This is a genomic window from Citrobacter sp. NCU1, from assembly GCF_010231475.1.
Lineage (GTDB): Bacteria > Pseudomonadota > Gammaproteobacteria > Enterobacterales > Enterobacteriaceae > Citrobacter_D.
In genome coordinates, this window is the sequence record NZ_NRDO01000026.1 from 18,233 (window position 1) to 30,047 (window position 11,815).

Consider the following 11,815-nt stretch of genomic DNA (forward strand, 5'->3'; position numbering starts at 1 on the left):
ATACACTTCTGATTAACGTTTTAGGAACATTTTCCACAACAAAAAAGTGTTTCCTGCCATAATAATCGCCGCTTCGTGACAGGAGTCGCAGCGTTTTCAATCAATCGTGATTTTTTCCAGATGCGTAAATCTATGAGCCTTGTCGCGTTAAACAAACCCGAAAAAACCTTAATATTTCAGGCAATACATATTGGCTAAGGAGCAGTGAAATGCGTGTTAACAGTTTAACCCCGCAAGATCTCAAGGCTTATGGTATCAATGACGTTCAGGATATCGTTTACAACCCAAGCTACGAAACGCTGTACCAGGAAGAGCTGGACCCTTCCCTGGAAGGCTATGAGCGTGGTGTGCTAACGAACCTCGGCGCCGTTGCTGTTGATACCGGTATCTTTACCGGACGTTCGCCAAAGGATAAGTACATTGTTCGTGATGACACCACGCGTGATACGCTCTGGTGGTCCGACAAAGGCAAAGGGAAGAACGACAACAAACCGCTCGCCCAGGAAACCTGGCAGCATCTGAAAGGTCTGGTGACCCAGCAACTCTCTGGCAAGCGTCTGTTCATCGTTGATGCATTCTGTGGCGCCAACGCCGATACCCGCCTTTCTATACGCTTTATTACGGAAGTTGCCTGGCAGGCTCATTTCGTCAAAAACATGTTCATCCGCCCAAGCGATGAAGAACTGAGTAGCTTCAAACCTGATTTTATCGTGATGAACGGCGCGAAGTGCACCAATCCACAGTGGAAAGAACAGGGGTTAAACTCTGAGAACTTCGTGGCTTTCAACCTGACCGAACGCATTCAGTTGATTGGCGGTACCTGGTACGGCGGTGAAATGAAGAAAGGGATGTTCTCAGTGATGAACTACCTGCTGCCGCTGAAGGGCATTGCGTCCATGCACTGCTCCGCCAACGTGGGCGAGAAAGGCGATGTCGCGGTCTTCTTTGGTCTTTCCGGTACCGGCAAAACGACCCTCTCTACGGACCCGAAACGTCGTCTGATTGGCGATGATGAACACGGCTGGGATGACGACGGCGTGTTTAACTTTGAAGGTGGTTGCTACGCGAAGACCATCAAGCTGTCTAAAGAGGCTGAACCGGAGATCTATAACGCGATCCGCCGTGATGCGCTGCTGGAAAACGTGACGGTCCGCGATGATGGCACCATTGATTTCGATGATGGTTCCAAAACCGAGAACACCCGCGTTTCTTACCCGATCTATCACATCGATAACATCGTCAAACCGATCTCCAAAGCGGGTCATGCGACCAAAGTGATCTTCCTGACCGCTGATGCGTTCGGCGTACTGCCGCCGGTTTCCCGTCTGACGGCAAACCAGACGCAGTACCACTTCCTGTCTGGCTTTACCGCTAAGCTGGCAGGTACTGAGCGCGGCGTCACTGAGCCCACGCCGACCTTCTCCGCTTGCTTCGGCGCAGCATTCCTGTCACTGCACCCAACACAGTACGCAGAAGTGCTGGTAAAACGTATGCAGGCCTCAGGCGCGCAGGCTTACCTGGTGAACACCGGCTGGAACGGTACCGGCAAACGTATTTCCATCAAAGATACTCGCGCCATCATCGATGCCATCCTGAATGGTTCCCTGGACGATGCGGAAACCTTCAGTCTGCCGATGTTTGACCTGGCAATCCCCACCGAGTTGCCGGGTGTGGATACCCGCATTCTTGATCCACGTAACACTTACGCTTCACCAGAACAGTGGCAGGAAAAAGCGACCGCGCTGGCGAAACTGTTCATTGAGAACTTCGAGAAATACACCGATACCCCAGCAGGTGCGGCGTTGGTGAGCGCCGGTCCGAAGCTGTAAGTCGAAGGTGCCGGATGGCGGCGTAAATGCCTTATCCGGCCTGGCACAACACGAACGTAGGCCTGATAAGCGCAGCACCGTCAGGCTATTCAGAAAAACGAAGGGAGGCTTTTAGCCTCCCTTTTTCACACCTATGTTCTACACGTCTTTAATTGTCGCCGGAATACGAGCCATCGGAACTGGCAGCCAGGCGCGAATAGAGAGTCCGCCCCGCTCACTGGTGCCAATCTCCAGCATGCCGTTATGGTTATCAACGATACGCTGCACTATCGCCAGTCCAAGTCCGGTACCACTGGTACTGCGGGCGCTATCGCCGCGTACAAACGGCTGGAACAAGTGTTTGCGCTGCTCCGGTTTGATACCTGGACCGTCATCTTCAACCTGAAACCAGGCGCGATGAGGCTCCGTCCCGCTGCTGACTTTAATCCAGCCGTTACCATAGCGCGCCGCGTTGACCACCATATTGGCGACCGCTCGCTTAATCGACAACGGATGCATCTTCACCTGAATAATACCTGGCTGTAGCCCGGTATCGATTTCGCGCTCGTAGCCGCTTTCCGCAGCAATGACTTCACCCAGCACGGCATTAAGATCGGCCATTTCCATCGGCATTTCCTGCCCGGTACGCAGGTAGTCGATAAACTGTTCGATAATGGCGTTGCACTCTTCAATATCTTTGTTGATGGACTCCGCGAGGTAGCTGTCCTCTTCGCCCATCATTTCAGTGGCCAGACGAATACGCGTCAACGGTGTACGCAGATCGTGGCTCACCCCCGCCATCAGCAACGTGCGATCATCAGCCAGTTGCTTCACGCCCGCCGCCATATGGTTGAAGGCACGGGTTACGGAGCGCACCTCCGACGCGCCATACTCGCGCAGCGGCGGCGGAATAATGCCCTTCCCGACCTGTAGCGCCGCATGTTCGAGATCCACCAGCGGTCGGTTCTGAATACGAATAAACAACCATGCGCCGCCTATCGCCATGAGCATGATCGCCAGCGTATAGCGAAACAGTGGGGAGAAATCGCCTTGGTGGATTTCGGTCAGCGGCACGCGTACCCAAATGTTGGGTGATAGCCAGGTTTTTAGCCACACGACTGGCGAGCTTTTATTGACCTCAACGCGAACTTCCGTCGGGCCACCCAACTGCTGCGCCATCTGATGACTCAAAAACTCATAGTGTTGCGCCCAACGAAGGCCAGCCTCTTCGGCGGCTTCGTTAGAGTAGAGAGAAATTCCCAGCTCACGGTAAATTTCCCGGCGGAACGCGGGAGGCACAACAAGCTGCGTGCCGTCCTCCAGTTGCAGTTTATCTGTCATCAGCATACGAACTTCGTAGGCCAGGACCTTATTAAACTGCTGGAGGCTCGGCAGAATCGCAAAGTTCAGCACCACCAGATAGGTCGTCACCAGGCTGACAAACAGCAAAGTGACGATGAGTAGCAACGTGCGGGCAAATGAACTTCGTGGCGAGAAGCGCATTCGCCTCATGCTTTAGAACCGTCCGGTACAAAGACATAGCCCAGACCCCAAACGGTCTGAATGTAACGCGGGTGCGCAGGATCTTCTTCCACCATGCGACGCAAACGAGAAATCTGCACATCGATGGAACGTTCCATTGCGGAGTATTCACGACCGCGCGCCAGGTTCATCAGTTTGTCGCGCGACAGCGGCTCACGCGGGTGGCTAACCAGCGCTTTCAGAACCGCAAACTCACCGCTGGTCAGCGGCATCGGCTCGTCTTCGCGGAACATCTCGCGGGTACCCAGATTCAGTTTGAACTTCCCGAAAGCAATAACAGCCTCTTCCTGAGAAGGCGCGCCTGGCAACTCGTTCGCCTGACGACGCAGCACCGCACGAATACGCGCCAGCAGTTCACGCGGGTTAAACGGTTTAGGAATATAGTCGTCAGCACCGATTTCCAGCCCCACAATGCGGTCAACTTCCTCGCCTTTGGCCGTTACCATGATGATCGGCATCGGGTTGCTTTGGCTGCGCAGACGACGGCAAATTGACAGGCCATCTTCACCTGGCAACATTAAATCCAGTACCATGAGATGAAAGGATTCGCGGGTTAGCAGACGATCCATCTGCTCAGCGTTGGCGACGCTTCGAACCTGGAAGCCCTGCTCGGTCAGATAACGCTCCAGAAGCGCGCGCAAACGCATGTCGTCATCTACCACCAGAATCTTATAATTCTCTTGCATTGTTTGTACTCCCAAAGGTTCGCAACAATTGTAAGTGTGTATTCTTAAGAAAGCTCACGTTTGTCACCAGTGAATTCTGGTATGAATTCCAGGCTAAATTGTTACAAAGCATATTTAACAGCAGCTTAAGTATACAATGAATCTTGCGGCATATTATTTATTCTGTTGATTAGGTCGCGTAATACGAATTGTGCGCACAATCACAGAGTCGAAGGTAAATCAATAAGATGAAAACGCCCCTGATCACCCGGGAAGGGTACGAAAAACTCAAACAAGAGCTGAATTATCTCTGGCGTGAAGAACGCCCTGAAGTCACCAAAAAAGTGACCTGGGCTGCAAGTCTTGGCGACCGCAGCGAGAATGCCGACTATCAGTATAATAAAAAGCGACTACGGGAGATTGATCGCCGTGTCCGTTATCTGACCAAATGTCTGGAAAATCTCAAAATTGTCGACTACTCCCCACAACAGGAAGGCAAAGTGTTCTTCGGCGCATGGGTGGAAATCGAAAACGACGACGGTGATATCCGTCGCTTTCGTATCGTCGGGTACGATGAAATTTTCGGCCGTAAGGATTACATCTCGATCGACTCGCCCATGGCGCGCGCATTGTTGAAAAAAGAGGTGGGCGATCTCGCCGTGGTGAACACGCCAGCGGGCGAAGCGAGCTGGTACGTTAATACGATCGAATACGTAAAATAAGCAGGAACAATCCGAAGCCCCGGCGGATGACTGGCATTTTTGCCAGTCAGTCCGTATAACTATTCCCTGATTTTTACTCAGTAGATGAAGCCAATCCATGATGAATGATTCTTTCTGCCGCATCATTGCGGGCGAAATTCAGGCACGCGCCGAACAGGTAGAAGCTGCCGTTCGCCTGCTTGACGAAGGGAACACCGTGCCGTTTATCGCACGTTATCGTAAGGAAGTCACCGGCGGTCTGGATGATACGCAACTGCGTAATCTGGAAACGCGTCTGGGGTATTTACGCGAACTGGAAGACAGACGTCAGTCGATCCTCAAATCCATTTCCGAGCAAGGCAAGCTGACCGATGCGCTGGCAAATGCCATCAACGGTACGTTAAGTAAGACCGAACTCGAAGACCTCTACCTGCCCTATAAACCGAAGCGCCGTACCCGTGGACAAATCGCCATCGAAGCTGGCCTTGAGCCGCTGGCCGATCGGTTGTGGACCGATCCGTCCAACGACCCGGAAACAGAAGCCGCCAGCTATATCAATGCCGAAAAAGGTGTGGCTGACACCAAAGCGGCCCTCGACGGGGCGCGCTACATCCTGATGGAGCGTTTTGCCGAAGACGCCGCGCTGCTGGCGAAAGTGCGTGATTATCTGTGGAAAAACGCCCACATCGTGGCGACCGTGGTGGCAGGTAAAGAGGAAGAAGGCGCGAAGTTCCGCGACTACTTCGACCATCACGAACCCATCTCCTCCGTGCCGTCTCACCGCGCGCTGGCGATGTTCCGTGGTCGTAACGAAGGCGTATTACAGCTCTCGCTGAATGCCGATCCGCAGTTCGACGAGCCACCGAAAGAGAGCCACTGCGAACAGATTATCCAGGACCACCTCAGTCTGCGCCTGAACAACGCCCCGGCGGACAGCTGGCGTAAGGGTGTAGTGAGCTGGACGTGGCGTATCAAAGTGCTGATGCACCTCGAAACCGAGCTGATGGGGACCGTTCGCGAACGCGCAGAGGATGAAGCGATTAATGTCTTCGCCCGTAACCTCCACGATCTGCTGATGGCGGCACCAGCTGGCCTGCGCGCCACCATGGGTCTCGATCCGGGTCTGCGTACCGGCGTGAAGGTCGCCGTTGTCGACGGTACCGGCAAACTGGTCGCCACCGACACCATTTACCCGCATACCGGCCAGGCAGCGAAAGCCGCCGTCGTCGTTGCCGCGCTGTGCGAAAAATACAACGTTGAACTGGTCGCCATCGGTAACGGCACCGCATCACGTGAAACGGAGCGCTTCTACCTCGACGTACAGAAACAGTTCCCGAAAGTGACCGCGCAGAAGGTGATCGTCAGCGAAGCCGGCGCATCCGTTTACTCGGCTTCCGAACTGGCGGCACAGGAGTTCCCGGACCTCGACGTTTCGCTGCGCGGCGCGGTTTCTATCGCCCGACGCCTGCAAGATCCGTTGGCCGAGCTGGTAAAAATCGATCCGAAATCCATCGGTGTGGGTCAGTACCAGCATGACGTTAGCCAGACGCAACTCGCCCGTAAACTGGACGCCGTGGTCGAAGACTGCGTAAACGCCGTCGGCGTCGATCTGAACACCGCTTCCGTGCCACTGCTAACCCGCGTGGCAGGTCTGACCCGCATGATGGCGCAGAATATTGTGAGCTGGCGTGATGAGAATGGTCAGTTCCAGAACCGTCAACAGTTGCTGAAAGTGAGCCGTCTGGGGCCAAAAGCCTTTGAACAGTGTGCAGGCTTCCTGCGTATCAATCATGGCGATAACCCGTTGGATGCTTCCACTGTTCACCCGGAAGCGTACCCCATCGTCGAACGTATTCTGGCTGCCACCGAACAGTCATTACGCGACCTGATGGGCAACAGCAGCGAATTGCGTAATCTGAAAGCGTCTGACTTTACTGACGAACGCTTCGGGGTACCAACTGTCACCGATATCATCAAAGAGCTGGAAAAACCGGGTCGCGACCCGCGTCCGGAGTTTAAAACCGCTCAGTTTGCCGATGGTGTGGAGACCATGAACGATCTGCTGCCTGGCATGATCCTGGAAGGCGCTGTCACCAACGTGACTAACTTTGGCGCGTTTGTGGATATCGGCGTTCATCAGGACGGTCTGGTGCATATCTCTTCCCTGTCGAACAAGTTCGTCGAGGATCCCCATACCGTGGTGAAAGCGGGCGATATCGTTAAAGTGAAGGTGCTGGAAGTGGACCTGCAACGTAAACGTATTGCCCTGACCATGCGTCTGGACGAACAACCTGGTGAAACGAACGCGCGTCGCAGTAGCGGTAATGACGAGCGCGCCCAGGGCAATCGCCCGGCGGCAAAAGCGGCGAAACCACGCGGTCGCGACGCTCAACCTGCCGGTAACAGCGCCATGATGGACGCGCTGGCCGCGGCGATGGGTAAAAAACGCTAACGCCTGTTTGTTTGCGTCTTCCTGCTTCTGGCACACCTCACGCGCCAGAAGCAGCATTCCGTTTTTCCCTCTTTATCCCCGGCACGCAAATCCATTTAGGGTTTAACAATTAAAGTATGCAGAATGAATCTGTTAATTAATTTCATCAGGTGAGAATGATACTTTTAATTATCACTTCATTAACATATAAAACGTTAATTAAACATTAAGAGGGTTAAATATTGCTGAATTGAATCACATCTCCGTAGGAGAATAAATGTTGAGCCACATCAAGAGAGATTCAATTTATTATACAAAACTACATCCGATCACATTTTATGTATTGATGATAGAAACCATTCTCATTATCATTGTACTGTTGATTATTTAATCTTTCCTTCGTTGGCTAATCATCTGGTCTCATGCCCTCCGCTCTGTAGCACTGCATGAGGTAAACATCCAGTTAGCGAGAAACAAAGTAGGCCACTATGCAATTTACTCCAGACACTGCGTGGAAAATTACCGGTTTTGCCCGTGAAATCAGTCCGGCGTACCGACAGAAACTCCTTTCTCTTGGCATGCTGCCCGGCTCTTCTTTTAATGTGGTGCGTGTTGCGCCCTTAGGCGACCCTATTCATATCGAAACGCGTCGTGTTAGCCTGGTATTGCGTAAAAAAGATCTGGCCTTATTAGAAGTGGAAGCGGTTTCCTGTTAATACAGTGAGTCTATAAAAATGAAAAAATTAACCATTGGTTTAATTGGCAATCCAAATTCCGGTAAGACAACCTTATTTAACCAGCTCACCGGTGCGCGTCAGCGTGTGGGAAACTGGGCTGGCGTTACTGTCGAACGTAAAGAAGGTCAGTTCTCCACGACCGATAACCAGGTCACGCTGGTTGATTTACCCGGCACCTATTCGCTGACCACCATCTCGTCGCAAACCTCGCTTGATGAGCAAATTGCTTGTCATTACATTCTGAGCGGCGACGCTGACCTGCTGATCAACGTGGTCGATGCCTCTAACCTTGAGCGTAATCTCTACCTGACGTTACAACTGCTTGAATTAGGCATTCCCTGCATTGTGGCGCTCAACATGCTGGATATTGCTGAAAAACAGCAGATCCGTATTGATGTTGATGCCCTGTCCACTCGCCTTGGCTGTCCTGTCGTACCGCTGGTGTCTACGCGGGGTCGCGGGATTGAAGCCCTGAAATTAGCCATCGACCGTCACCAGGACAATACCAGCGTTGAGCTGGTGCATTATGCCCAGCCGCTGTTGCGTGAAGCCAATACACTGGCAGAGGCCATGTCTTCAGAAATGCCGCTGCAACAGCGTCGCTGGCTCGGTCTGCAAATGCTGGAAGGGGATATCTATAGCCGCGCATATGCCGGTGACGCCGCACAATGTCTGGACGCCTCAATGGCGCGCTTAAGCGAAACGATGGAAGACCCGGCACTGCACATCGCCGACGCGCGTTATCAGTGCATTGCCGCCATCTGCGACGTGGTGAGCAATACGTTGACGGCAGAACCCAGCCGTTTCACCACGGCGGTGGATAAAATCATCCTTAACCGCTTCCTCGGCTTGCCGATTTTCTTGTTCGTCATGTACCTGATGTTCCTGCTCGCCATTAACATCGGCGGTGCGTTACAGCCACTGTTTGACGTCGGCTCGGTCGCACTGTTTGTGCATGGCATCCAGTGGATTGGCTACACCCTTCATTTCCCGGAATGGTTGACTATCTTCCTGGCGCAGGGTCTTGGCGGTGGGATCAACACCGTTCTGCCGCTGGTGCCGCAGATCGGGATGATGTACTTGTTCCTCTCCTTCCTTGAAGACTCCGGTTACATGGCGCGCGCAGCGTTCGTGATGGATCGGTTGATGCAAGCCCTGGGGCTACCGGGTAAATCTTTCGTCCCGTTGATTGTCGGCTTTGGTTGCAACGTACCCTCGGTGATGGGCGCGCGAACCCTGGATGCACCGCGTGAACGTCTGATGACCATCATGATGGCGCCGTTTATGTCCTGTGGCGCGCGGCTGGCGATTTTTGCGGTCTTTGCTGCTGCATTCTTTGGTCAGAATGGTGCGCTGGCGGTTTTCTCACTCTATGTGCTTGGTATTGTGATGGCGGTATTGACCGGTCTGATGCTCAAACACACCATCATGCGTGGCGAAGCCTCGCCGTTTGTGATGGAACTGCCGGTCTACCATGTTCCGCACATTAAGAGTCTGGTCATTCAAACCTGGCAGCGTCTGAAAGGCTTCGTCCTGCGCGCCGGTAAAGTGATCATCATCGTCAGTATTTTCCTCAGCGCATTTAACAGCTTCTCCCTGAACGGGAAAATCGTCGACAACATCAACGACTCTGCCCTCGCCTCTGTGAGCCGCGTGATCACCCCCATCTTTAAACCGATTGGCGTTCATGAAGATAACTGGCAGGCAACGGTAGGTCTGTTTACCGGTGCAATGGCAAAAGAGGTCGTAGTGGGTACGCTCAATACGCTCTACACCGCAGAAAACATCCAGGAAGAAGAGTTCAACCCCGCAGAGTTCCACCTCGGTGACGAATTGATGGGCGCGGTGGGGGAAACCTGGCAAAGCCTGAAAGATACCTTCAGCCTCAGCGTACTGGCGAACCCGATTGAAGCCAGCAAAGGTGACGGCGAAATGGCGACAGGCGCAATGGGCGTGATGGGTGCTAAATTCGGTAGCGCGGCAGCAGCCTACAGCTATCTGATTTTCGTCCTGCTGTATGTACCGTGCATCTCGGTGATGGGGGCTATCGCCCGTGAATCCAGCCGCGGGTGGATGGGCTTCTCCATTCTGTGGGGGCTGAACATCGCCTACTCACTGTCTACGTTGTTCTATCAGATAGCCAGCTACAGCCAGCACCCAACGTACAGCCTGGTCTGCATTCTGGCCGTCATCCTGTTCAACATTGTGGTGCTGGGTCTGTTGCGTCGCGCCCGTAGCCGCGTGGATATCGAATTGCTGGCTACGCGTAAAACGGCAAGTTCCTGCTGCGCCAGCTCAACGGGCGACTGCCACTAAGGCTGCGAACAATGGCTTCACTTATCCAGGTTCGTGATTTACTGGCGCTGCGGGGACGAATGGAGGCTAAGCAAATTAGCCACACACTTAATACCCCGCAGCCCATGATTGATGCGATGCTGAGTCAACTGGAGAACATGGGTAAAGCCGTGCGCATTCAGGAAGACGCCGACGGGTGCCTCTCTGGAAGTTGTAAGAGCTGCCCGGAGGGGAAAGCGTGTCTGCGCGAGTGGTGGACGTTACGCTAGTTCACCGCACAAGGCCCGGCGAAAATCATACCGCCGGGCAACACGCTACTGTTACAGTTTATCTTTCAACGCAATCAGCGCCTGGCAAAACGTATCAGGATGCGAGATAAACGGCGCATGGGCCGCTTTCGCAAATATCAATGATTCACTCTGTGGCCATAACGCGTCCAGCATCGGCACCACTTTACGCGGTACCAGACCATCCAGATAACCGTACAGGCGTAAAAACGGCATGGTCAGTGCTTTTAGCGGCTCACGGAGATCGGCGGTTTTGAGGATTTCCAGACCACCGTTCAGCACTTCGACCTCCGGCATTGGCAGCGCCAGTACGGCTTTTTTCAGTGCACGCGCATCCTGACGTGCCGTCTCCGTTCCCAGCGTTTGCAGCGCCAGAAAACGCTCCACCGTCCGCTGGAAGTCTTCACTCAGTTGCTGTTGAAAACCGGCTAAAATTTCCGGTTTGATGCCCGGCCAGTCGTCATGAGCGCTAAAGCGTGGCGATGAGGCCACGGTGACCAACGCCTGAACACGTTCAGGATGCGTTAACGCCACCTGGCTGGCGACCAGCCCTCCCAGGCTCCAGCCGAGCCAAATTGCTTTATCCGGCGCTTGTTTCAGTACGCTTTCCGCCATCGCCTCAAGCGTCATTGCGCCAAATCCCTGACTCCGGCCAAAACCCGGTAAGTCAACGAGATGCAGGGTAAAATGCGACGCCAGTTCCGCGCTTATGCAATGCCAGACTTCTGCATTCAATCCCCATCCGTGCAGCAGCACAAGATGACAATTTCCCTGACCTTCGGTCTGCCACCAGATGTCATTCATCAGTTACTGTTCTCTTTTAGCTAACAAGGATGATCATATGCTAACAGTACCGGGTTTGTGCTGGCTATGCCGAATGCCGCTGGCGCTCGGTCATTGGGGAATTTGTTCGGTATGCGCGCAGTCGGTACGCTGCCGCGTTTGTCTGTGTCCGCAGTGTGGTTTACCGGCCGCACATGCCACTCTCCCCTGTGGGCGCTGCCTACAAAAATCCCCCCCCTGGCAGCGACTGGTCACTGTTAGCGACTATGCCCCGCCGCTGAGTTCGCTCATTCACCAGCTTAAATTTTCCCGTCGCTGTGAAATTGCCCTCGCCCTTTCGCGGCTGCTATTGCAGGAGGTATTACTGGCGCGCCGCGCCACTGGTCTCTGGTTACCTGACCGGATAGTCAGCGTACCGCTTTGGCAGCGCCGCCACTGGCGCCGGGGATTTAACCAAAGCGATCTATTATGCCGCCCGCTGGCGCGTTGGCTAGGATGCGCCTGGAATAGTCAGTCGGTGACACGGGTGCGGGCGACAGCCACACAGCACCACCTCAGCGCCAGAT

At 53.8% G+C, this 11,815-nt stretch carries 10 protein-coding genes; 7 read left to right on the forward strand and 3 right to left on the reverse strand.

The window, feature by feature from the left end:
* Positions 1-209: 209 nt before the first annotated feature.
* Positions 210-1,829, forward strand: a complete 1,620-nt coding sequence (gene pckA, locus CJP72_RS09070; protein WP_162380545.1) for a phosphoenolpyruvate carboxykinase (ATP) — start codon at positions 210-212, stop codon at positions 1,827-1,829.
* Between the two features lie 138 nt (positions 1,830-1,967).
* Here pckA and envZ read toward each other — a convergent pair whose 3' ends face one another.
* Both envZ and ompR read right to left on the reverse strand, forming a co-directional pair.
* On the reverse strand, positions 1,968-3,320 hold the full coding sequence (envZ, locus tag CJP72_RS09075) for a two-component system sensor histidine kinase EnvZ (RefSeq protein WP_162380546.1): 1,353 nt from the start codon (positions 3,318-3,320) through the stop codon (positions 1,968-1,970).
* Positions 3,317-4,036 (reverse strand): osmolarity response regulator transcription factor OmpR, encoded by a 720-nt coding sequence (gene ompR / locus CJP72_RS09080; RefSeq protein ID WP_001157751.1) that lies wholly within the window; start codon positions 4,034-4,036, stop codon positions 3,317-3,319. Before ompR ends, envZ begins: the two co-directional genes overlap by 4 nt.
* A 227-nt stretch (positions 4,037-4,263) precedes the next feature.
* Between ompR and greB the strand changes: the two genes are divergently transcribed.
* The 5 genes from greB (at position 4,264) to feoC (ending at position 10,448) form a co-directional block, all read left to right on the forward strand.
* Positions 4,264-4,737 (forward strand): transcription elongation factor GreB, encoded by a 474-nt coding sequence (gene greB / locus CJP72_RS09085; RefSeq protein WP_162380547.1) that lies wholly within the window; start codon positions 4,264-4,266, stop codon positions 4,735-4,737.
* Positions 4,738-4,834: 97 nt separating this feature from the next.
* Entirely contained in the window at positions 4,835-7,168 is a 2,334-nt protein-coding gene (locus CJP72_RS09090) for a Tex family protein (protein ID WP_162380548.1), read from the forward strand.
* 467 nt (positions 7,169-7,635) lie between these two features.
* Positions 7,636-7,863: a ferrous iron transporter A gene (gene feoA / locus CJP72_RS09095; protein ID WP_162380549.1), complete on the forward strand. Its 228-nt coding sequence runs from the start codon at positions 7,636-7,638 to the stop codon at positions 7,861-7,863.
* A gap of 18 nt (positions 7,864-7,881) precedes the next feature.
* Positions 7,882-10,200, forward strand: a complete 2,319-nt coding sequence (feoB, locus tag CJP72_RS09100; RefSeq protein WP_162380550.1) for a Fe(2+) transporter permease subunit FeoB — start codon at positions 7,882-7,884, stop codon at positions 10,198-10,200.
* 11 nt (positions 10,201-10,211) lie between these two features.
* A complete protein-coding gene (gene feoC, locus CJP72_RS09105) occupies positions 10,212-10,448 on the forward strand; it encodes a [Fe-S]-dependent transcriptional repressor FeoC (RefSeq protein WP_162380551.1) in 237 nt (78 codons plus the stop codon).
* Positions 10,449-10,499: 51 nt separating this feature from the next.
* Here feoC and bioH read toward each other — a convergent pair whose 3' ends face one another.
* Positions 10,500-11,270, reverse strand: a complete 771-nt coding sequence (gene bioH / locus CJP72_RS09110) for a pimeloyl-ACP methyl ester esterase BioH (protein ID WP_162380552.1) — start codon at positions 11,268-11,270, stop codon at positions 10,500-10,502.
* 37 nt (positions 11,271-11,307) lie between these two features.
* Between bioH and CJP72_RS09115 the strand changes: the two genes are divergently transcribed.
* Positions 11,308-11,815 (forward strand): DNA utilization protein GntX (locus CJP72_RS09115; protein ID WP_162380553.1); only part of this gene is annotated, 508 nt, incomplete at its 3' end.